General features: G+C 65.6%; 28 protein-coding genes and 1 pseudogene. 18 read left to right on the forward strand and 11 right to left on the reverse strand.

What is annotated here, in order from left to right; translation table 11 throughout:
- Positions 1-48 precede the first annotated feature (48 nt).
- Both ACTU6V_RS05180 and ACTU6V_RS05185 read left to right on the forward strand, forming a co-directional pair.
- On the forward strand, positions 49-1,656 hold the full coding sequence (locus tag ACTU6V_RS05180; RefSeq protein WP_443467600.1) for a sodium-dependent transporter: 1,608 nt from the start codon (positions 49-51) through the stop codon (positions 1,654-1,656).
- Positions 1,653-1,787: a methionine/alanine import family NSS transporter small subunit gene (locus ACTU6V_RS05185; RefSeq protein ID WP_443467599.1), complete on the forward strand. Its 135-nt coding sequence runs from the start codon at positions 1,653-1,655 to the stop codon at positions 1,785-1,787. The genes ACTU6V_RS05180 and ACTU6V_RS05185 overlap by 4 nt, the downstream gene beginning before the upstream one ends.
- A gap of 1 nt (position 1,788) precedes the next feature.
- Here ACTU6V_RS05185 and ACTU6V_RS05190 read toward each other — a convergent pair.
- Positions 1,789-1,998: pseudogene (locus ACTU6V_RS05190) on the reverse strand (glutathione-dependent formaldehyde dehydrogenase); the annotation flags it as partial.
- Between the two features lie 173 nt (positions 1,999-2,171).
- Here ACTU6V_RS05190 and ACTU6V_RS05195 point away from each other — a divergent pair.
- From ACTU6V_RS05195 to ACTU6V_RS05220, 6 genes are all read left to right on the forward strand, one after another.
- A complete protein-coding gene (locus ACTU6V_RS05195) occupies positions 2,172-2,477 on the forward strand; it encodes a DUF2188 domain-containing protein (protein WP_443467598.1) in 306 nt (101 codons plus the stop codon).
- A gap of 2 nt (positions 2,478-2,479) precedes the next feature.
- Entirely contained in the window at positions 2,480-3,283 is an 804-nt protein-coding gene (locus ACTU6V_RS05200) for an SDR family oxidoreductase (RefSeq protein WP_443475124.1), read from the forward strand.
- Positions 3,264-4,331, forward strand: a complete 1,068-nt coding sequence (locus ACTU6V_RS05205) for an FUSC family protein (protein ID WP_443475125.1) — start codon at positions 3,264-3,266, stop codon at positions 4,329-4,331. The genes ACTU6V_RS05200 and ACTU6V_RS05205 overlap by 20 nt, the downstream gene beginning before the upstream one ends.
- A gap of 30 nt (positions 4,332-4,361) precedes the next feature.
- On the forward strand, positions 4,362-4,673 hold the full coding sequence (locus ACTU6V_RS05210) for a DUF7882 family protein (RefSeq protein ID WP_443467595.1): 312 nt from the start codon (positions 4,362-4,364) through the stop codon (positions 4,671-4,673).
- Between the two features lie 90 nt (positions 4,674-4,763).
- A complete protein-coding gene (locus ACTU6V_RS05215; RefSeq protein WP_443467594.1) occupies positions 4,764-5,750 on the forward strand; it encodes a YihY/virulence factor BrkB family protein in 987 nt (328 codons plus the stop codon).
- A 58-nt stretch (positions 5,751-5,808) separates the two neighbouring features.
- The gene (locus ACTU6V_RS05220) at positions 5,809-7,134 is read left to right on the forward strand and encodes an APC family permease (protein ID WP_443467593.1); all 1,326 of its coding nucleotides are present in this window, start codon (positions 5,809-5,811) and stop codon (positions 7,132-7,134) included.
- Between the two features lie 52 nt (positions 7,135-7,186).
- On the opposite strand, the gene ACTU6V_RS05225 is transcribed toward ACTU6V_RS05220, so the two are convergent.
- The 6 genes from ACTU6V_RS05225 to ACTU6V_RS05250 form a co-directional block, all read right to left on the reverse strand.
- Positions 7,187-8,179 (reverse strand): cation diffusion facilitator family transporter, encoded by a 993-nt coding sequence (locus tag ACTU6V_RS05225; RefSeq protein WP_443467592.1) that lies wholly within the window; start codon positions 8,177-8,179, stop codon positions 7,187-7,189.
- Positions 8,176-8,646, reverse strand: coding sequence for a type 2 periplasmic-binding domain-containing protein (locus ACTU6V_RS05230; RefSeq protein ID WP_443467591.1), 471 nt, complete (start codon positions 8,644-8,646; stop codon positions 8,176-8,178). The genes ACTU6V_RS05225 and ACTU6V_RS05230 overlap by 4 nt, the downstream gene beginning before the upstream one ends.
- Positions 8,647-8,648: 2 nt before the next feature.
- Entirely contained in the window at positions 8,649-8,987 is a 339-nt protein-coding gene (locus ACTU6V_RS05235) for a CinA family protein (RefSeq protein WP_443467590.1), read from the reverse strand.
- An 8-nt stretch (positions 8,988-8,995) separates the two neighbouring features.
- Complete coding sequence (locus tag ACTU6V_RS05240; RefSeq protein ID WP_443467589.1) at positions 8,996-9,409, reverse strand: CBS domain-containing protein; 414 nt, start codon at positions 9,407-9,409, stop codon at positions 8,996-8,998.
- A gap of 38 nt (positions 9,410-9,447) precedes the next feature.
- A complete protein-coding gene (locus ACTU6V_RS05245) occupies positions 9,448-9,945 on the reverse strand; it encodes a hypothetical protein (RefSeq protein ID WP_443467588.1) in 498 nt (165 codons plus the stop codon).
- 89 nt (positions 9,946-10,034) lie between these two features.
- Positions 10,035-10,355: a DUF7882 family protein gene (locus ACTU6V_RS05250; RefSeq protein ID WP_443467587.1), complete on the reverse strand. Its 321-nt coding sequence runs from the start codon at positions 10,353-10,355 to the stop codon at positions 10,035-10,037.
- 83 nt (positions 10,356-10,438) lie between these two features.
- Between ACTU6V_RS05250 and ACTU6V_RS05255 the strand changes: the two genes are divergently transcribed.
- From ACTU6V_RS05255 to ACTU6V_RS05270, 4 genes are all read left to right on the forward strand, one after another.
- Positions 10,439-10,786 carry a DUF7882 family protein gene (locus ACTU6V_RS05255; RefSeq protein WP_443467586.1) on the forward strand — a complete coding sequence of 116 codons (348 nt, stop codon included), beginning with the start codon at positions 10,439-10,441 and terminating at the stop codon, positions 10,784-10,786.
- Positions 10,787-10,895: 109 nt separating this feature from the next.
- On the forward strand, positions 10,896-11,774 hold the full coding sequence (locus ACTU6V_RS05260) for an SDR family oxidoreductase (RefSeq protein ID WP_443467585.1): 879 nt from the start codon (positions 10,896-10,898) through the stop codon (positions 11,772-11,774).
- Positions 11,771-12,079, forward strand: coding sequence for a hypothetical protein (locus ACTU6V_RS05265; protein WP_443467584.1), 309 nt, complete (start codon positions 11,771-11,773; stop codon positions 12,077-12,079). Before ACTU6V_RS05260 ends, ACTU6V_RS05265 begins: the two co-directional genes overlap by 4 nt.
- Before the next feature lie 24 nt (positions 12,080-12,103).
- Complete coding sequence (locus tag ACTU6V_RS05270) at positions 12,104-12,442, forward strand: DUF6804 family protein (protein WP_443467583.1); 339 nt, start codon at positions 12,104-12,106, stop codon at positions 12,440-12,442.
- Positions 12,443-12,468: 26 nt separating this feature from the next.
- Here the strand turns inward: ACTU6V_RS05270 and ACTU6V_RS05275 are convergent, their stop codons facing one another.
- Genes ACTU6V_RS05275 through ACTU6V_RS05290 form a run of 4 tightly spaced genes read right to left on the reverse strand, consistent with a single transcriptional unit; the run spans position 12,469 to position 16,144 of the window.
- A complete protein-coding gene (locus ACTU6V_RS05275; protein WP_443475126.1) occupies positions 12,469-13,125 on the reverse strand; it encodes a response regulator transcription factor in 657 nt (218 codons plus the stop codon).
- Complete coding sequence (locus ACTU6V_RS05280; RefSeq protein ID WP_443475127.1) at positions 13,118-14,395, reverse strand: sensor histidine kinase; 1,278 nt, start codon at positions 14,393-14,395, stop codon at positions 13,118-13,120. The genes ACTU6V_RS05275 and ACTU6V_RS05280 overlap by 8 nt, the downstream gene beginning before the upstream one ends.
- A gap of 10 nt (positions 14,396-14,405) precedes the next feature.
- Positions 14,406-15,221, reverse strand: a complete 816-nt coding sequence (locus tag ACTU6V_RS05285) for an ABC transporter permease (protein WP_443467580.1) — start codon at positions 15,219-15,221, stop codon at positions 14,406-14,408.
- Complete coding sequence (locus ACTU6V_RS05290; RefSeq protein WP_443475128.1) at positions 15,218-16,144, reverse strand: ABC transporter ATP-binding protein; 927 nt, start codon at positions 16,142-16,144, stop codon at positions 15,218-15,220. Before ACTU6V_RS05290 ends, ACTU6V_RS05285 begins: the two co-directional genes overlap by 4 nt.
- Positions 16,145-16,596: 452 nt before the next feature.
- Here ACTU6V_RS05290 and ACTU6V_RS05295 point away from each other — a divergent pair, with 452 nt between their 5' ends.
- The 6 genes from ACTU6V_RS05295 to ACTU6V_RS05320 all read left to right on the forward strand — a co-directional run bounded on the left by ACTU6V_RS05295 (position 16,597) and on the right by ACTU6V_RS05320 (position 21,087).
- Positions 16,597-17,352: an endonuclease domain-containing protein gene (locus ACTU6V_RS05295; RefSeq protein ID WP_443475129.1), complete on the forward strand. Its 756-nt coding sequence runs from the start codon at positions 16,597-16,599 to the stop codon at positions 17,350-17,352.
- A 106-nt stretch (positions 17,353-17,458) separates the two neighbouring features.
- Positions 17,459-17,641, forward strand: coding sequence for a hypothetical protein (locus ACTU6V_RS05300; RefSeq protein ID WP_443467577.1), 183 nt, complete (start codon positions 17,459-17,461; stop codon positions 17,639-17,641).
- 47 nt (positions 17,642-17,688) lie between these two features.
- Positions 17,689-18,990 (forward strand): cysteine desulfurase, encoded by a 1,302-nt coding sequence (locus ACTU6V_RS05305; RefSeq protein ID WP_443467576.1) that lies wholly within the window; start codon positions 17,689-17,691, stop codon positions 18,988-18,990.
- Entirely contained in the window at positions 18,987-19,430 is a 444-nt protein-coding gene (sufU, locus tag ACTU6V_RS05310) for a Fe-S cluster assembly sulfur transfer protein SufU (protein ID WP_443467575.1), read from the forward strand. Before ACTU6V_RS05305 ends, sufU begins: the two co-directional genes overlap by 4 nt.
- Before the next feature lie 35 nt (positions 19,431-19,465).
- Positions 19,466-20,107 (forward strand): NADPH-dependent F420 reductase, encoded by a 642-nt coding sequence (locus tag ACTU6V_RS05315; RefSeq protein WP_443475130.1) that lies wholly within the window; start codon positions 19,466-19,468, stop codon positions 20,105-20,107.
- Between the two features lie 110 nt (positions 20,108-20,217).
- Complete coding sequence (locus ACTU6V_RS05320) at positions 20,218-21,087, forward strand: sulfurtransferase (RefSeq protein WP_443467573.1); 870 nt, start codon at positions 20,218-20,220, stop codon at positions 21,085-21,087.
- Positions 21,088-21,092 lie beyond the last annotated feature (5 nt).

The following is a 21,092-nucleotide window of genomic DNA, read 5'->3' on the forward strand; positions in this document are numbered from 1 at the left end:
AAAAGCCCAGTATATTGCGCACTTCGTGCTTCGCGGTAAGGTCGGCGCATGACATCCGCTCGACCACAGACCGCGAAGCGCGAAGCCTTCGGCTCGCGCAATGTCTTCATCCTCTCAGCGATCGGCTCAGCCGTCGGCCTGGGAAACATCTGGCGTTTCCCGTACGTCGCCTACGAGGGCGGCGGTGGAGCGTTCCTCATCCCCTATCTGTGCGCGCTGCTGACCGCCGGCATCCCGCTGCTGTTCTTCGACTACGCGATCGGCCACCGCTTCCGCGGCTCCGCGCCCCTCGCTTTCCGTCGCCTCCACCGCGCCGCCGAACCCCTCGGCTGGTGGCAGGTGCTCATCTGCGTCGTGATCTCGGTCTACTACGCCGTGATCATCGCCTGGGCGGCGATGTACACGTGGTTCTCGGTCCAGCTTTCTTGGGGCGAGGGCAACGAGAACGACTTCTTCTTCGGCGAGTTCCTGAACATGGGCGACGTCTCCACCGGCATCTCGATGGAGTTCGTTCCGCAGGTCGGCATTCCGCTGCTGATCGTATGGTTGGTCACCATCGTGATCATGGGTCTCGGCGTCAAGCGCGGCATCGGTGCCGCCAACACCGTGCTCCTGCCACTGCTGACGGTCATGTTCATCGTGCTCGTGGTCCAGGCGCTGTTCCTCCCCGGAGCGATGGACGGCCTGAACGCCTTCTTCACCCCGAACTGGGAAGCACTCGGTGACCCGGCAGTGTGGGCGAGCGCATACGGACACATCTTCTTCTCGCTGTCGGTGGCGTTCGGCATCATGGTCACCTACTCGTCCTACCTGAAGCGCAAGACCGACCTCACCGGCTCCGGCCTCGTCGTCGGCTTTGCGAACTCGGGCTTCGAGATCCTCGCCGGCATCGGCGTGTTCGCCGCCCTCGGGTTCATGGCCCAGGCGCAGTCGGCCGAGGTGTCCGATGTCGCGTCCGCTGGCATCGGCCTCGCCTTCGTCGCGTTCCCGACGATCGTCTCGCAGGCGGCCGGCGGACCCATCATCGGCGTGCTGTTCTTCGGTGCATTGACGTTCGCCGGGCTTACTTCGATGATCTCCATCCTCGAGGTCATCGTCGCGGCCATCCAGGACAAGCTCGGCTGGGGTCGCGTGCGCGCCACACTCACGGTGACGATTCCGCTCGCGGTGATCTCGATGGCGTTCTTCTCTACAACGACGGCGCTCGCCGTTCTCGACACGACGGATGCCTTCGTCAACGCCTTCGGCATCATGGCAGTAGCCCTCGTCGCGGTCATCGTCGTGGCATGGGTGCTCCACAAGCTGCCGGTTCTGCAGGAGCACCTCAACCGCCGCTCCAGCTTCCGTGTCGGGCTGATCTGGAAGCTGCTCGTGGGACTGCTCGCACCCATCGTGCTCGGCTACCTGTTCATCAGTGAGCTGATCGCGAAGAGCCAGGACCCGTACGGAGGCTATCCGGAGTGGTTCCTGGGGATCTTCGGCTGGGGCATGGTCATCGCCCTCGTGGTCCTCGCCGTGCTGCTCTCGCTCATCCCTTGGAGCGGACGCTCGCATGCCAAGGACGATGCGGAGTACGACGAGTTCCTCGTCGAGGAGAGCTACGAACCGGATGCTGAGACCGGAACGATCCGGACGACGAAGGGAACGGGCGCATGACAACCGCGGCCATCATCTTCATGATCATCGCGATGGTCACTGTGTGGGGCGGGCTCGTCGCCGCGATCGTGAATCTCGTGCTGCATCCGGAAGAATCCGGGACGGAGCCGGCACCGCCGATCGAACTGTGACTCAGGGATTCAGCACGACCTTGATGCAGCCGTCCTCCTTGCGCTGGAACGTCGCGTAGAGCTCCGGTGTGTCCGCGAGCGGTGCATGATGTGTCGCGAGGTCGAGCACGCCGAGCGGATCGGCCGGATCCTCCACCAGCGGCAGGATCTCGTCCACCCAGCGCTTGACGTTGCACTGGCCCATCCGCAGGGTCAGCTGCTTGTCGAAGATAATTCGTACAGTGACATTCGCAGAGCGAGGTGTCGTCGCCAACAGGGTTGACAAGAGCGAAAGCCACCGAAGCAGACATCGTCGCGGTGTCAAGGCCCTCGCCGGGGCAACTTGCCCTTCGTAGCGTGGGAACTCGAGATCGAGCATCATGTCGAAGCCGGGAGGTAGGGGACTTGTCGCATCTGGATGTTGTCACCAGGGATAAGCAGGGTCAGTGGGTCAATGAGGTGGAGGGAGCGAATGAGCTCTCTCTCAGTTTCAGCAGTCGAGAGGAAGCCGTCGAGGCTGGTCGGGACTTCGCTTTGCGCAATGGATCAAGTCACACGATCGAGGATGCGGTTCCGAGCGGAGGCATCACCGACGGAGGCGCCCCTGAGGACGACGTCGCCGTGGTCGGCGAGCGTCTGCCGAGATCAGATGGGCTCCCCGAGACCACCGACGAAAACGGGATGCCGCTCGACAACCCGTCTGGTGGGTGACGATGAACCCTGATCGAGAAGTGCGCCGGGCGATCGTCACCGGCTCGGACTCGGGTATCGGCCGCGCGGCCGCGGTCGCGCTCGCAGCCGCAGGCCTGGATGTCGGCGTCACCTGGCACACCGACCGGGACGGGGCGGAGAAGACCGCCGAAGAGGTGCGCAGCCACGGCGCCAGGGCGGTCGTCGCGCAACTCGATGTGACCGACATGCCGGCCTGTGGCGACGTCATCGACGGCATGATCGATGAGCTCGGCGGCATCGACGTCTTCGTGAACAATTCGGGTATCGGCACGCAGACGCCATTCCTGGAGATGACACTCGAAGAGTGGAACCACGTCTTCGACACCGACCTGACCGGAGCCTTCGTCTGCCTGCAGCGCGCCGCACGCGCCATGGTCGCCGCCGGACGCGGTGGACGTCTGATAGCGGTGACGAGTGTGCACGCGCATCAGCCCATGGTGCGCTTCAGCGCGTACGATGCCGCGAAGCACGGTCTCAGCGGACTCATGAAGAACCTGGCGCTGGAGCTCGGTCAATACGGGATCAGCGCCGTCAGTGTGGCGCCGGGAGATATCTCGATAGCGAAGGCCGGCGGCGTCGACATCGACCCGAAGACGGTGGACCGGCCGGGCATCCCTCTGGGGCGTCCGGGAGATGCCCGCGAGGTCGGAGCGCTCATCGCTTTTCTCGCCTCGCCGGAGGCCGCCTATATCTCGGGCACCTCACTCGTGATCGACGGCGGCATGCTCCAGATGGGACCACAGGCCGGTGCGGCCATCACAGGGCATGAGTGGCGAACGGTTTGAGTCGCTGAAGGCGGCGTTAGGGCCTGCGCGCCTGCTGCTCGCGGCGAAAGCGGCGCTCGCTGTCGGCATCGCGTGGGCCGTCGCGCTGCACATGCCCGGCGTGACGGATGAATATCCGTACTACGCACCGCTCGGCGCGTTGCTGAGCATGTATCCGACTCTGATGGAGTCAATGAAGTCGGGTCTGCAGACGCTGTTGGGTCTGGTGACGGGCATCGCACTCGCGCTCATCGTGGTCGTGACCGTCGGGCCGAACTGGTGGACCATTCCCCTCGTCGCAGGCTTCGGAGTGCTGCTGTCAGGGACCGGGTGGTTCGGAGCGGGGCGTGAGTACGTCCCGATCGCGGCACTGTTCGTGCTGGTCATCGGCGGCCAGAACTCAGATGACTACTCGCTGGGGTACGTCAGCCAGATGGCGGTCGGGGTTGTGGTCGGGCTTGCCGTGAACCTGCTCATTGCCCCCGGCACTCTCACCGCGGTAGCTTCAGCCAGGATCAGCGGCTTTCGCGAACAGCTCGCCGCGCACCTGCACGAGATCGGCGAAGCGGTGTCCGATTCGTGGCCACCGGAACGCGACGGGTGGGTCCGGGATGCTGCGGCGCTGGCAGATACGTCACGCCAGGTACGGCAGGCGCTCGACGAGGCCGACACCAGCCGCAAGGGCAATCCGAGGGCGATGCGGGGTCGGCATGACACGTCCGAAGCGCACGCTCGGCTGGAGGCCCTCGAGCTGATCGCCGTGCGTATCCGTGACATCTCCGAGGTGCTCGCCGATGCCATCTGGGATCGGCCGGGCGGGCTGGGCCTCAACCCGACGCTCGCGGAACCGTTGAGTGCGGCATGCCTGCGCGTCGCCGACTGCATCGCACTCGACGAGGACGACAGCACGGCCGCGCACGAGGCGCGCGAAAGCGCAGCACGAGCGGTTCGAGTGCTCCTCGAGTCCGTGAATCAGGCTGCTGTCGACTCGCACCAGGCGATGGGGCCGGGGGTGCTCATGTGCATGCACCTGCGGCGGATTCTCCTTCTGCTGAAAGCACGGGAGTAAATGGTGATTGCCATGCGCTACGGTCAGCGTATGGGTTCGATTCAGTACGGTGGGTCTGAAGACCCGATTCACATCGACGATCGCGCGTTGGCGCACCTCAAGGTCGTCATCGCCACGAAGCTGCGACGCCAGGAATCGTTCACTCTGTCGTGGAAGCATGCAGACGGCGATCCGGTCGGTCGCTCGACGATCTGGGTGCATCCGTCCATTCCGCTGCGCTTCGTCTTCGATGAGCCGGATGCTGCGCCGCTCAACGCTCGCTGGGTCGAAGAGCTGATGCACTCGGCGAACTCGACAGGCGGCATCTTGCTTGTCGACGAGGTGCTCGAAACGCAGAGCTGAGGCGACACGCAGAACTGAGAGCCGGAGGCCTGGGGGCGAGGCCGTGTCAAGGGGCATGGCATCGCGCCGGGGAGCGACGAGTGTGGGTCTATGACCCGGCCATGGACTTTTGCGATCAGACGGATCTTTCGAGCGTTTGCTGCGGACGGGTGCGCAGACATCGGCGCGAGCCTCGCGTTCTACGCGATCCTCGCCCTGCTACCTGCGTCGATGGTCGGATTCTCCATCCTCAGCGTGCTCGGACGGGATGAGGAGACCGCGCAGATCTCTCTCGACATCGTGCGCGCCGTCGCACCCGAGGAAGCGGCCGACGGGGTGGCGGACTTCTTGAAAGAGCTCGCCGACCTACGGATGTCTGGCCTTCTGCTGGCGAGCGGGGTGCTGCTGTCGATCTGGGCGGTGGCGCGCTACGTCGGGGTCTTCGCGCGCGGAATGAACCGGATACATCGCGTGGAGGAGGGACGTCGCATCTGGGCGCTCAAGCTCAGCCAGCTGGCTATCGCCGTGGTCATCATCGTCTGTGCCGTGATCGCCGCGTTGTTCCTCGCCGGCTCGGACCCTGTTGCGCAGGCGGTGGGCGAGGTTTTCGGTCTCGGCGACGTCGTGCTCTTCGTCTGGCGCATCGTGCGGTGGCCGCTGCTCGTGCTCCTCGTCGTGTTCGTCGTGGCGCTGCTGTATTACTTCGCACCGAACATTCGACCGTCGCGATTTCGCTGGATGAGCCTCGGGGCCGCCGTCGCCATCCTCGTACTGGCGATCGCCTCCATCGCGTTCGGCTTCTACATCGTCAACCTCTCGGGCTATGACCGGGTCTACGGGCCGCTGGCGGGGGTCATCATCTTCGCGCTGTGGATGTGGATCGCGAACATGTCCCTTCTTGTCGGGGTCGAGTTTGACCGGGAGCTGGAGCGCGTCCGCGAGCTCCGCGACGGAGTGCCTGCCGAGAGGCAGGTGCAGCTGCCGTTGCGCGACGCGACCCGGATCGCGAAGACCGTCCGCAAAGACAGCGCCGACGTGGCCGAGGCTCACCGTATCCGTCGCGAGGCGCAGGCCGAGTCAGACGACGCGCACACATGAACAGGCTCCCACTGTCAAGGGTCGTGAGCGTTGCTCGCGCGATCTCTAGGTTGGAGCAATGACGAAAGAGACAGAAGCGCCCTCGCGGCTGCGTCGTGCCATCACAGGCCCGATGCTCTTCGCGTTCATCCTCGGCGATGTCCTCGGCGCCGGGATCTACGCACTGATGGGCGTCCTCTCTGAGGAAGTCGGCGGGATGCTGTGGGCTCCGTTGTTGCTCGCCCTTCTGCTCGCGCTGCTCACGGCGGGATCGTACGCGGAGCTCGTCACGAAGTACCCGCGAGCCGGCGGTGCCGCCGTCTTCGCGGAGCGCGCTTTCCGCAGCCCGATCGTGTCGTTCCTGATCGGCTTCAGCATGCTCGCCGCGGGAGTGGTGAGCGCTGCGGGCCTCGCGATCGCGTTCGCAGGGGATTATCTGCAGACGTTCCTTCCCGTGCCGCCGATCCCGGCCGCGATGGTCTTCCTCGTCATCGTCGCCGCGCTCAACGCCCGCGGCATCCGCGAATCCATGGGAGCGAACCTGGTGATGACGGCGATCGAGCTGAGCGGACTCGTGATCGTCATCGCCGTCGTCGGCTTCTTCTTCGCAGGTGGCGGAGGTGACGCATCACGATTGCTGGAAGCACCGGAAGGCACCACGGTGGGGATGGCGGTGCTGGGAGGCGCGATCATCGCCTACTACTCGTTCGTGGGCTTCGAGACCTCCGCGAACGTGATCGAAGAGGTCAAGGAGCCATCGAAGACATATCCCAGAGCGCTGTTCGGCGCTCTTGCGACAGCGGGCGTCGTGTACGTGCTGGTCGGACTCGCCAGCGCGGTTGCCCTGCCCGCTGAGGAGCTCCAGGAATCCAGCGGACCGCTTCTCGCCGTCGTCGAGGCGACCGGCATCGGCGTGCCGTCGTGGCTGTTCAGCCTGATCGCGCTGATCGCGGTCGCCAACGGCGCGCTTCTCACGATGATCATGGCGAGCCGGCTCGCCTACGGGATGGCCGAACAGGGCCTCCTGCCGAGCGGACTCGCGCGTGTGCTGCCGCGCCGCAAGACACCATGGGTGGCGATCATCGCGACGACGCTCGTGGCCATGCTGCTGACGCTCATCGGTGATCTTGCGACGTTGGCCGAGACCGTCGTTCTCCTACTGCTGTTCGTCTTCCTCAGCGCCAACGTCTCGGTGCTCGTACTTCGACGTGACCGCGTCGAACATGATCATTTCCGGGTCTGGACTTTCGTCCCTGTGCTCGGCATCGCGTCCTGCATCCTGCTGCTGACTCAGCAGCGGGGGCTCGTATGGCTCTTCGGGGGCGTGCTCATCGTCGTCGGGCTCGGCCTTTATGCGCTCGCACAGTGGTTGCGCCGACGAGAGAGCACGTCGCCTGGTCGGTGATGCGAGACCGCGGAGCCGGAAGAAGAGTGATGACAGTACTGGCGCGGCAGACCTAGCCGGCGTTCTCGTAGTTCAGCCCGCTGTCGGCTTCATCAGGCAGGCGGGTACAGGGAATCACCACGACATCCTGCACCTTCCAGTCCATCGCCGAGATGGACTCGGAGAGCGCGTCGATCTGAGCGACCGCCACCCGCGTCTTTCGAGGGAGGATGAACGCCTCGACGTGGAACACCTGGCCCTGATCGCGCATGCGTACCGCCGCATCCTTGATCCACAGCTGTGCGCGAAGATGCTCGACGATCTCACGCGCGAGTGGATGCGGATGCCTGTCATCGTAGGTGCGCGCACGATGGTCCATGAGATCGACGACAGCGCCCTTGGTGTTGCGAAAACCGTCCCAGATGATGCTCAGTGAGATGAAGAGCGCGGCGGCACCGTCGAGCCACCACGCGCCGATTCCGACGCCGAGAACACCGACGATCGAGGCGGCATTGGTCTGCCAGTCCGCTTTGGCCATGTCGGCATCGGCGTAGAGGATCTTGTTGTGCAGCAGTGGTGCGAGCTTCGACTTCGCACGGCCGTACACGAATGGTCCGATCACGATGATCGTCATGACGCCGACCATCAGCCAGCCGAGCCAGATCGTGTGTCCGAAGAGGTTGACCGTCCCGATCGTCGGATGCTCCGCTGCGGCAAGTCCCGAGATCGCTTCGTAGGCGAGGTTCAGACCGACGGCGAGAAGGGCGACACCGGCGACGAGGTGACCGACGCCCATTGCCCGATGCATCCCGTAGGGATGGTCCACGGTCGGTCCACGTCGGACGAAGATCAGCGCGATGAGAAACGAGATCTGCGGAATGAGGGAGAGCATGTCCTCGATCCACGCTGTTCGCATCGCCTGAGAGTTTCCGACGACGAACGCGACCAGGATGATCGTGCAGATGGTGTAGCCGATCGTGGCGTATTCCCACCGCACGGCCTTCTTCAGCGCGCGCTGCTGCTCAGGTGGAAGATCCGTGCGTCCGAACTGGTGATGCGTGCTCATCGGCCGACCTCCGCATCGAGGAACTCTTCCAAGCTGGACAAGAAGGCGTTCTCGCCGAGCGGGACGAACATCACAGTGGAACGACCTCCCGAGCCCTCGATGCCGGTGTACCCGCGCGTGACACCTACTCGATTGACCCACGGCGTCTGGTCGGTGAATCCGCCGACCACGAGGTCCAGGTCTCCTTCCTCCGCCTTCACCACGAGCTCTTCCTCGCTGCCAATGGTCCATCGCACGTCGGCATCCAGGGAGGCGGCGAACTCGTCGATGAGATCGACGAGTGGGCCGGTCGGTGCCGCTGTGGAGACATCCACCAGTCCCTCGTCCGGAGCAACTCCGACGCGGAGCTCACCGCCGGAGACTGTCTGCAGCGTGCCGTCGGGATCTGTCGGCACAGTGATGCCGCATCCTGTGAGAGCTGCGGTCATCGCCAATGCCAGCAGAATTCCGTGCAGTCGACTGCGCATTTTCACTCCGAGTGTTCAGGCCGGCGGAACTCTTCGGTGCGCGCACGCACCAGGCGACAGGCCGCGGCGATTGTGGCCGTCAGCACGGTGTCGGGATCACCCTCGAGCTGGAGGCGAAGGTGTCCGACGCCGTCGCCTGTCGCCCAGCCCAGATACACCGTTCCCGGCTCGTGCCCTCCTTCGGGGTCGGGCCCGCCGACACCGGTCGTGACGACGCAGACGTCGGCATCGAAAAGGGCGAGGCCGCCGGCTGTGAGCGACTCGACCACAGCGATGCGCAGACCGTGAACGCGTGCCAGTTCGCTGATCCGATTGACGTCGGCAGACGGAGGCGTGCTCATCCCGTCTCCTACCGAGAGATGCTCTCGACGGTGACGCCGGTTGTCTCGGGGGCCAGGGAACGCGCGACATCGGCCTGGCTGATGATTCCCACGAGCAGGTGATCATCCATCACCGGCAACCGGCGGATCTGATGCTCCTGCATCTTCTGCAGTGCGACCTGGATGTCATCCGACGCCTCGACGGTCACCGGTCGCCCCTGAGCGAGCGCTCGCGCCGGCGTGCTCTCGGTATCGAGGCCCTCGGCGACCGCACCGACGACGATGTCGCGGTCGGTGAGCATGCCCTTCAGCTTCCGGTCTTCGCCGCAGATCGGCAATGCCCCGACATCCAGTTCGGACATGACGGCTGCCGCGATACTGAGCGAGTCGTTCTCTCCGATGCACCGTGGTGCGGAAGTCATGATGTCCCTCGCGAGCGTCATTCTCCTTCTCCTTCTCCGTCGACGTGCATAGCGGTGACTCAGCCGTCCTTGACTTCGAGGTTGGAAGCCGGCTCCTCATCGACGCGATCGGTGTAGTCCGGTCGCGCCGGCTGCGGCGGCTGGTCGTCCAGTTCGCCGCCCTCTCGCCCGCCGTATGGGCGGCCATGATCGGCGAACTCATCCCGGCTGAAGACGAGGGTCCACGGGCCCGCGGTGAAGCGCGCTCCCGTGCGCAGAATCTCTGAACGGTCACCGCCGTCTGCCTCGGCAGCGAGCGGACTCGCGTTCATCTCGCCCTCGCCATGCAGAGTGAGCACGTACTCATCTCGATCGTCGTGAGCAATCGTCGCGTGGACGGGGTCGGTGTCGGTGAGCTGGAGCTCGTTCCCGTCCGCCGAGCCGATGCGCACCGCGTCGATCGTGATGTGGTGCACGAACCGGTCGTCCTCACGCGAGACGAGCAACCTCGGATCGCCCGCTCCCCACTCGGCATGGGTTGTCGTCGGTTTGTACCCGGGGGCAGTCTGGTCGGTCATTGTCCGGTCCCTTCCTTCTCTCACTGGGTGGCAACGTTAGGCCGACCGGAGGGCGGAGGAGAGGGGCTTGACCTCGAGACGGTGCGCGGCTAGCTGTAGCTCCCCGAGGGCCGCACATCCTCGGGGATCAGGGTGATGCCCCCGCTCGTATTGGCGGAGTTGGCCATCGCAGTGATCCACTCCGCACTCAGCGCAGGCGGTTCAGGGGTATCGAATACGAAGCGCAGCGGGATCGACGGATGCAGCCAGACAGTCGACCGGCCAGGCTTCTCTCCCTCGGGGTGCCTCCACGAGAGGGTGAAGCTCTCGTTGCGGCGCAGCTTGGTCGCGATGACGACTTTGAGGTGTGCGAGGGCGCGGTCTTCGACCGAGATCGGATCTGAGCCGCCACCATAGAAGATCGTTCCCATGGCATTACGCTAGCCACGGGGAAGCGGGCGCGAAAGTACTTCACGCTTCGATCCCGAAGCGACGTCATGAAAGTAAGGCAACTATGGGCAAGTTCATCTACGAGGGTGGTGTCAAGGTAGAAATCGAAGATCGCGCGCTGACTCATCTGCAGCTCGTGATCAGCGCAAAGCTGCGGCGGGGTGAACCGTTCGCTTTCAGTTGGCGCGAGGACGCCAGCGTGGGCGGTGGTCGCACCACGGTGTGGGTGCATCCCGGCAGTTCGATCGTGTACAAGTACTACGGTGGGCGTCAGCCATCAGTGAACCGTGCATGGGTCGACGCCCTCGCATACACCGCGAACTCCCCATCCGGCCTCTACCTCGTTCCTGAGCCGGCAGACAACGGTGAAGCCGGCACCGCAGAGATGTCGACGGTGCCACCCGTCAGCTGACCTGTCGAACGTGTGCTCATTCGCACCGGTCGATCATCGTGTCAACCCCCTGGTCGGGGAGGCTGGATAGAAGGAGAGTGTGACTACACCCATTGCGAGGAGGTCACACATGAACGCGGAAGATCCCCGCCATGCGCATTCAGATGCGGGATTCCCCGCGCAGACGCAGAACCAGCCCGGTCTGACGGATCAGATGCGCCCCGAGCCCGACCACGGCGAGACGAGCTACGTCGGTCATGGTCGTCTCGAAGGCCGTAAGGCGCTCATTACCGGTGGTGATTCCGGCATTGGGCGGGCAGTGTCGGTCGCGTTCGCCCGCGAGGGGGCGGACGTGTCCATCGTTCACATGCCCGAAGAGCAGGCGGATGCTGACGCCACCCTCGACCTCGTGAGAGAGGCAGGACGCACCGGGCTCAGCCTCGCGGGCGATCTGCGTAACGAGGACTTCGCCACTGAAGTCGTGCGCAAAACGCGGGAGGGACTCGGCGGGCTGGACGTCCTCGTTCTCAACGCCGGCTATCAGCACGACATCGACGGTTTCGCGAATCTGCGCACCGACGAGATGCGCCGCGTCTTCCAGACCAACCTCGAAGGTCTGCTCTTCTCCGCTCGGGCCGCGTTCGAAGGGCTGGAAGCCGGAGCGAGCATCATCGTCACGGCATCCATCCAGTCGTTCAACCCGTCTTCGGGACTCATCGACTACGCAATGACCAAGGCGGCTCAGGTGGCATTCGTGCGAGCGCTCGCCGAAGAGGCGGGCCCACGCGGCATCCGTGTCAACGCGGTGGCACCCGGCCCGATCTGGACGCCGCTGATTCCCGGCACGGGATGGGATGAAGAGAAGATCCGCACCTTCGGCAGTGACACACCTCTCGGGCGCGCGGGACAGCCTGCCGAGCTCGCCGGCGCTTACGTGTACCTCGCGTCCGCGGAGTCGTCGTACACGTCCGGTGCGATCCTTCCCGTCACCGGGGGAAAGCCATTATGACCATGACAGCCCCAGAGCCCCCGCGACCGGCGTCCGTCTGGGAAGTGATCCCGCTCACCCACAACTCGTGGCGGATCTGCGATGCTGCGCTTACTGAAGCAGATGCGTCCCGCCTGGTCGCCTATATCGACCGCAACGAGAGCGGGCACTTCGACGTACTCTGGTTGCGCAGTCCGTGCCCCACGCGTTCCCGCTACCGCAGCATCGACGAGATGCTCGACGAACTTGATGCCGCGCAGGTAGCCGACATGCCTTCGCGTTCCACCCGCCCGACGCACATCCCGCACTTCCCGCCCACGCACTGAACGCGAATGCGCGAAGATGGAGCTATGGCTTCTCCTTCCCCACAGCTGCAGCGCAATGCTCTGGTCCCCGGCATCCTCGCGGCGATCGCGCTGATCATCTCTCCGCTGCCGCTGTTCGCAGAGGGGCTGGGGAGGACCATCGTCCTCTTCGTCGTCACGATCCTCGCGCTGATCGTCGCGTGGTTCGCGCTGCAGGCAGCGCAATGGTGGTGGACGATCGCGCTCGTCGTCATCGCGGTGGTCTGGAACCCGGTCTTTCCGCTCACACTCGACCCGTGGATCTGGGTGACCGGCAGCATTGTGGGTGCGCTGGTGTTCGTGACTGCAGGTGCGGTGGTCAAGAACGAGCGCACGACTCCCTGAGCGCGACTTCGACCAGACGATGCCGCTCAGCCGGCGAGGCCGAGGCGGTGGGCGAGGATCACTGCCTGGATGCGGTCGCGCACTTCGAGCTTCATCAGCACCCGCCCGACGTGCGTCTTCACGGTTGATTCGCTCAGGAACAGCTTCTGCGCGATCTCGGCGTTCGTCAGGCCCTCGCCGATCGCGATGAACACGTCCCGCTCGCGCTCGGTCAGTGACCCGGTGGGATCATCCACGGCGGGCGCTGTGCGCAGCTGCGGGCTGAGGTGCTCGAGGAATCGCCGCGTCACCCGGGGCGAGAGCACGGCGTCGCCGCGGTGCACAGCGCGCACGGCCGAGATCAGCTCGTTCCGTTGCGCATCTTTCAGGAGGAACCCGCCCGCACCGGCGGCGATCGCGCCGAATGCGTATTCGTCGAGATCGAAGGTGGTGAGGACGAGCACGCGGCTCTCCGGGAGCTCTTTCGCGATGGTCTGTGTTGCGGTGATGCCGTCGGTTCCCGGCATCCGCACGTCCATCAGCACCACGTCGGGGCGCAGCGTGCGAGCGGCCGCGATAGCGGCATCCCCGTCGGCGGCCTCGCCGACGACGTCGATATCGGACTCGGCCTCGAGGACGAGTCGGAAGCCGACCCTGATCAGCTCCTGATCGTCGACGAGCAGCACGCGGATGCTGTCACTCATGGTGTTCCTCGGTCTCTGATGCGTCTGCGTGCAGTTCGGCGTGCAGGAGCCAGCGGTTCTCGCTCACCGGCGCGGAGGTCAGCGTGCCGCCGACATGGGCGGCGCGTTCCTGAAGACCGCGGATGCCGAATCCGGACGTGCCGGCGGTGCCGGAGACCCCGTCGTTCTCGATGTCGATCGTGACGAGCTCTGGTTCGTACGCGATGCGCACCGAGATGGTGCGGGCGCCGCGCGCGTGTCTCATCGCGTTCGTCATGCCTTCCTGCACGATGCGTCCGATCGCGAACTCGACGGCAGGCGAGGCCGCAGGTGATCCCGCGCCCGCCCCCTTCACCGTCAGCGTCGCCGGATACCCTGCGCGCTGCGCGGCCGCGACCGTGTCCTGCGGGCTCACGGGAGCGGAGGGAGCGAGCGGAGCATCCGCATCTCCATCGCGCAGCACCCCGAGCATGGCGCGCATCTCGGTCAGCGCGCCGCGCGCGGTCGCAGCAGCGGCCGCCGATGCATCCCGTGCGCGCTCGTGGTCGTCCGTGGCGGCGGCGCCTTCGGACAGGGCGACGACCACAGTGAGCGAATGCGAGACGATGTCGTGCATCTCGCGGGCGATGCGCGCCCGCTCTGTCGCGGCGGCGATCCGGCCCTGCTGATCGCGCTCGATGAGCAACTGACGGGAGCGGGCGATGATCGCTTCGACGTAGCGCTTTCGGCCGCCGATGTTGACGCCGATGAGGGTTCCGATCAGAGCCATGGTGAGCTCGCCCGCCACACCGTTCAGAGTGCTCTGAAGGGTCAGTACCCCGGTCAGCCACATCACCAGCGCGATCAGCGCATAGCCGCCCATCCCGTATGCCAGGCCGGTCCAGGCGGCGCGCGTCGAGCGGTAGACGGCGAGCGAGTAGCTCGCGACGAGCAGTAGGACACCGCCAGCGGGCGACAATGAGAAAAGGTACGCGATCGATACTGCGTACGCTGCGATGAAGACGATCACCGGCCAGCGTCGTCGACGAAGCATGAGGCCGCAGGCGATCAGGATCATGGCGCCGATGATGATTGGCACGGGCACGGGTGGAACCGGTTCGTCCATGTGGTCCGACGCCGAGTAGAAGCCGATGAAAGTGAGCGGACCGGTGTTCATCAAGAAGCAGATCAGTGCGATCAGAACGTCGGCGAGCAGCGGATGCCGCGCCCAGAACCTGCGGATCACCCCGGGGGTGCGCGGCAGCCGCAGCTCCGTGTCCATGAGGACAGAGGAGCTGCGGCCGGTGTTCACGTGGTCGACTCTACGCGTCACGTGTGCGCAGAATCGCCCAGGCACCGAGCATGCCTGCGGCAACCCATGCCGCGAGGGTCGTGTAAGCCTCGGCGACCGGCAGGCCCCAGTCGTCCTGCGGGAGGATCGCACTCTGCGCAGCCGACATCGGCAGGTGGTTCACGACGGTTGCGATCCATTCCCATCCAGGGCCAGCACCTGCGAACAGGCCCGCGATCAGCGGCAGCACGAACAGCAGACCGACGGTCGCGGCGATCGCCCCCGCACCGGAGCGCAGGAGGAAGCCGAAGGCGAGACCGATCACCGCGAACACGGCCATCGAGATCGACGCGGCCAGGATCGGCAGGGTCGACTTCGAGGCATCGTCCCATGCGAACGAGATGTCGCCGTCCGCGAAGAACGGGGTGACGGCGAGAGCTGCGGTGCAGAAGATGATCAGCGATGAGACGAAGAGCACGATCGCGATGACGACAGCCTTCGCCGCCAGCACCGCACCGCGGACGGGCTGCGCGGTGAAGGTCGACCGGATCATTCCCGTGGAGTACTCACCGGTGACCGAGATCACGCCGAGGATTCCCGCGAGCAGCATCGTGAACTGCATCGGCGAGACCACGGCCTGGATCGGCTCGAAGCCCACGACGTCTTTGAGCGATGCTGCCGCGATCAGGGCGATTCCGATCGTGAGCGCAGCGGAGATGCCGATCGCCCACCAGGTCGAGCGGAGGGTTGAGAGCTTGATCCACTCGCTGCGCAGCAGGCGCGGGAAGGTCAATCGAGAAGGCGATGCGACGTGGGTGGCTCGCCGCGGGGCGGTCGTGGTGGTCATGAGATCTCCTCGGGGTTCTCGACGGAGCTGCGGTACTCGACGGACTCGCCGGTCAGGGCGAGATAGGCGTCTTCGAGCGAGCCGGTTGTAGGGGTGAGTTCGTGCAGCGCAATGCGCTCGGCCGCGGCGACATCACCGATGCGGAATGCCGGGATGCCATTGACCTCGAGTGTCTCGGGCCCTGTGGTCACGATCTCCACTTCGGGTCCTTCCAGTGCGGAGGCGAGCTCAGTGGAGCGTGGTGTGCGCACGAGCACGGAGTTCGTCGTCCATGAGCGCACGAGCTCAGGGAGCGGAGCATCCGCCAGCACCCGACCGCGCCCCATGACGATCACGTGATCGGCGGTCTGCGCCATCTCGCTCATGAGATGGCTGGAGAGCAGCACCGTGCGGCCCTCGGATGCTGCGTGGCGCACGAACTGGCGCACCCAGCGCACACCCTCGGGGTCGAGTCCGTTGACCGGCTCATCGAGGATGAGCGTGTGCGGGTCGCCCAGGAGCGCCGACGCGATGCCGAGGCGCTGCCCCATGCCGAGCGAGAACTTGCCAGCACGCTTGCGGGCAACAGGACCGATGCCGGCGAGGTCGATGACCTCATCGACGCGGGAGGCGGGGATGCCGTGCGTCGCTGCCATCGCGCGCAGATGGTTGCGGGCAGTGCGGCCGGTGTGCACGGCCTTCGCGTCGAGGAGCACGCCCACTTCGCTCAGTGGGGCGCGCAGTTTGCGGTACTCCTGGCCGTTGACCGTGGTGCGCCCGGACGTTGGACGGTCAAGGCCCACGATCATGCGCATTGTGGTCGATTTTCCGGCGCCGTTCGGGCCGAGGAAGCCCGTGACCGTGCCAGGGCGGATCGTGAACGACACATCTTGGACGGCGGTCTTGTCTCCGAACCTCTTCGTGAGGCCTTCTGCAGTGATCATGCTTTGACGCTACGGATGGCGGGCATGGTCCCGCGTCCTCCTGCGGTACCGACCTGGTGGCACTGCGGAATGACCCCGCGTCGCACCGCCGCGCCGCCGCGGCGAGAGATACCTTTTGCCGGTTGTCCGGCCTCAGAACCGACACGAAGTATCCCGCATGCGTCAGAGGGGCGGGGGACACGTACTGCACAGCGAGCGGATGCCGCGGGTTGTCCACATTCGTGCGGATGGGAGTCTGCGATGCTTCACGGACCGCTCAAGCTGTGTGCATGCGCATCCGGAAGAAGCTCCCCTCGCGGCTGGGCGACCACTTCAGCATCCGCTCTGCGAATTCTGCCGGTGTTGGGCGGTCGCGTCGGGATGCCGACGACCTGCACCGTCCGTTCCACGGCACACGTTCGAAAAGCGCGCCCGAGACGTTTCGTCAAACGGTTGACTGCTATCGGCCGCGCATGCGGCCCGCCGATGACTTCGCCGGACGCACCGCCGCAAGACTGTGGGGTCTTCCCCTCCCGTGGTTCTGGATGCCGGACGAGCCTCTCGACGTGGCTGTGCCCCTGCACGTGAACCCGCCGAGGATCGCGGGGGCCAGGGGGCGACGTCTTGCCGACCGCAAGGTGAACAGGTGGCGGATATCGGGTGTGCCGGTCGTCGATGCCGTGAGCGCACTCTTTACCTGCGCGCCGGGACTCACCGTCAACGAGGCAGTCACGATCATCGATGCCCTCATCACCGACGCCGACGGCTACCCGGGTCTGGGGCCGGGGAGACCTCTCGCGACGATCGATGAGATCGAGGAGCGTTTGTCGGTCTGGGGCAGGTTCCCGGGGTGCGGGACGGTGCGCGGGGCGCTATCGCTCGCGCGTCCGAAGGTCGAGTCGCCGAAGGAGACCGAGACGCGCCTGCTGATCACGGATGCGGGATTCGGGGAACCAGTCGTCCAGCACAAAGTGTGTGACGGCGGACGCTTTATCGCTCGCGTCGATCTCGCGTACCCCAAGCTCAAGATCGCTATCGAGTACGAAGGCGACGGTCATCGTCGCGACCCGAAACAGTGGCGCACCGACATCCGACGCCAGCGAGATCTGGAGGACCATGGCTGGATTGTGATCCGCTTGACGCAGGAAGACCTCGCCAACGGCGGCGCAGCCCTATTCTCGCGCCTGCGACGTGCGATCGCGAGCGCGACGGCTTCAGATGCGAGATGAGTTTCGTCGATTCTGAGCCCGCGTGGCGAACAAAAATGATCAGCGTTCGCCCGGCCGAAGCGGTCGCCTGATGGCGTTCGGCCGGGTTGGGGCGTACGGTGCGGATATGGATGAGCATCGACACGACCCTGCTGACGAAAGCCGCCCCGAAGAGAGCGCCGCAGATGTCGCACGCACCGACGACGCACCTCTCGGCGGTGACAAGACGACTGAGGAGCAGTTGCATGCTGACAACGAGGTCGAAGAGGACGCGCTGAAGGCGCTGAACCCGGACGATTCACCCGCCTGAGTCCCGCCCGTCGCCCTGCCCCTCGGCGCAGGTGAGAAGCTTGAACAATGACTTCGTCTCTGCCCGTGACCGATGCACTGACGGATGCTGAGATTCGCGGCATCCGCGCGGACTTCCCGATCCTGCAGACCGAGGTGAACGGGCATCCGCTGGTCTATCTCGACTCCGGTGCCACAGCCCAGCGACCGCTCGCGGTGCTGGACGCAGAGCGCGAGTTCCTCACGACGCTGAACTCCGCTGTGCACCGGGGCGCGCACACTCTCGCCGCGGAGGCGACCGAGGTGTTCGAAGACGCTCGCAGCACGCTCGCCCGCTTCGTCGGAGCCGATGACGACGAGGTCGTCTGGACGTCGAACGCGACCGAGGCGATCAACCTCGTCGCGTACGCGTTCTCCAATGCGTCGGCTGGGCGCGGGGGAGCGGTGGCTGAACGATTCCGCCTCGGCGAGGGCGACGAGATCGTGACGACCGAGATGGAGCACCACGCCAACCTCATCCCGTGGCAAGAGCTCGCCGCGCGCACCGGGGCGACCCTGCGCGTCATCCCGCTCGACGATGACGGCGCACTCCGGCTCGACCAGACCTCGAATCTGATCACCGAGCGCACGAAGATCGTCGCGATCACTCACGTGTCCAATGTGCTCGGGGTCATCAACCCGGTTGAACAGGTGATCGCCCGAGCGCACGAGGTCGGCGCGCTGGTGCTGCTCGACGTGTGCCAGTCGGCCCCGCACCTGCCGATCGACGTGAAGCAGCTCGAGGTCGATTTCGCCGTTCTCTCCGGTCACAAGATGCTCGGCCCCACCGGTATTGGCGCGCTCTACGGGCGCCGCGAGCTGCTCGAGGTAATGCCGCCGTTCCTCACCGGCGGCTCCATGATCACAACGGTCACCACCACCGCGGCCGAGTATCTGCCCCCGCCTCAGCGGTTCGAAGCGGGCACCCAGCGGGTCTCGCAGGCGGTCGCGCTCGCCGCCGCCATTCGCTATCTTGATGGCGTCGGGATGCCGCGCATCGCCGCCCATGAGGCGCAACTGGGGGCAAGGCTCGTCGATGGACTCACTGCAATCGATGGCGTCCGCGTGCTCGGAGCGGGCATCGAGCTGCCGCGAGTGGGGCTGGCGAGCTTCGACATCCCCGGCATCCATTCGCACGACGTCGGACAGTTCCTCGACGACCGGGGAATTGCCGTGCGGGTCGGGCATCACTGTGCGCAGCCGCTGCACCGCAGGCTCGGCGTGACAGCATCCACCCGCGCCAGCACGTACCTGTACTCGACCGACGACGAGATCGACGCCTTCCTCGACGGCGTCGCTGCCACCATCGACTTCTTCGGAGTGCGCTCATGACCTCCAGCGACCTGCAGAACCTCTACCAGGAGCTGATCCTCGACCATTCGCGCACCCCACACGGCTTCGGGCTGCGCGACGAGGTCAAGGCGCAATCCCACCAGTTGAACCCCACGTGCGGCGACGAGATCACCCTGCAGGTGCACCTCGCCGACGACCAGACGATCGAGGCCATCGCGTGGGAGGGGCACGGCTGCGCGATCTCTCAGGCCTCGGCATCCCTGTTCGCCGACCTCGTCGAGGGCATGACCGTTCCCGAGGCGCAGAAGAGGATCGACGTGTTCCGCGAGGCGATGCGTTCCCGCGGCAAGATCGAGCCCGATGAAGAGCTACTCGGAGACGCGGCCGTGCTCGGCAGCGTGTCCAAGTATGTGGCGCGGGTGAAGTGCGCCATGCTCGGCTGGGTCGCCGCAGAAGACGCGATGCGCAAGCTCGACTGACGGAATATCCGGGCGCAGTGCACGTTGTCCCCACCATGACAACTTTCGGAATCATCGGCGCAGGACACATCGGCAGCCAGGTCGCGCGCGCGGCTCTCGCACACGGGCACCAGGTCGTGATCTCGAACTCGCGGGGTCCAGAGACCCTGAGCGGCCTCATCGCAGAGCTCGGACCGAATGCGCGTGCGGCGACCGCCGCTGAAGCGGGCGCAGCGGGCGACGTGGTCGTGGTGACCGTGCCGTTGCACGCGCTCAACCAGGTTCCGGTCGAGCCGCTCGCCGGCAAGATCGTGCTCGACACGAACAACTACTATTTCGAGCGCGATGGACACATCTCAGCTCTCGATGAGGGCGAGACGACGACCTCGCAGATGCTGCAGAAGCACCTGCCCGCATCCAAGGTCGCCAAGGCCTTCAACCACATCACATCTGGCGACATCACCACCGATGGTCTGCCTGCGGGCACCGAGAACCGTCGCGCTCTCGCGACGGCGAGCGACTTCGATGACGCTGCGGCATTCGTCACCTCGTTCTACGACGAGATCGGATTCGACACGGTGAACATCGGTCCGCTCAGCCAGTCTTGGCGTGTGGAGCGCGACCGTCCTGCGTATGTGGTGCGTCAGAACGCCGCTGAGCTGACCGAGAACCTCGCCAAGGCGAACCGCCTGCCCTGATCTCGCGCGACCGAGGCGAGCGGGTCGCGCGTTACCTTGCATGTCGCTCCGTTAACGCGCGTGTCGTATGTGCGTGACGGGACGCCGCAACGGCCCGGATGCTGGGGTGCATGAGCCATCTGGTCAGCGCGGTGCAGCTGCAGCAGCTGCGGATCGACGCTGAACATGGCGCTGGCGCTCCGGTGCGGTTGCTGGATGTGCGCTGGCGACTCGACCGTCCGGAGGGGCGACCCGAGTACCTTCGTGCTCACCTGCCGGGTGCGGTCTATGTGGATCTCGAACACGAGCTCTCCCGCCGCGGGCAGCCACAGGACGGTCAGCATCCGCTTCCCGCGCTCGAGGACCTGCAGCACGCGGCCCGCAGTTGGGGGATCGATGACGGCGACATCGTCGTCGCGTACGACGACAACAGCAGTGTGCCGGCGGCGCGGCTGTGGTGGCTCCTCAGCGGCAACGGCGTCGATGCCAGGGTGCTCGATGGTGGCATCCGGGCGTGGGCGGCGGAAGGGCTTCCCATCGAACAGGGCGACGTGCTGCCTGCATTCGGCAGAGTAACGCTCGTCCCCGACAACCAGGCCGCGCTCACCATCGATGACGTGGAAGACTTCGCACGTCGCGGAGTGCTGCTGGACGTGCGCACGCCTGAGCAGTACAGCGGAGCACGCACGGTCGGCGCACCGGTCGGCGGGCACATTCCGGGGGCCGTGAATCTGCCTGCGCTGGCGACGCTCGACGGAGCGGGACGCTTCCGATCCCCTGTCGCGATGCAGCGCATCTTCGCCGCGGTGGGAGTGCACGCGCAGTCCGACGTCGCCGTGTACTGCGGGTCAGGAGTTGCGGCCATGCACATGGCCCTCGCCCTCGCGCATGCCGGTATCCGCGCGCGGGTGTATCCGGGTTCGTGGAGTCAGTGGTCCAACACCAGAGGACGCTCCGTCGCCGAGGGGATTCTTCCTTCGGGCAGGGTCAGCAGGATCTGAACGCG

It is taken from the genome of Microbacterium zouquanmingi, assembly GCF_052266675.1.
Classification (GTDB): Bacteria; Actinomycetota; Actinomycetes; order Actinomycetales; family Microbacteriaceae; genus Microbacterium.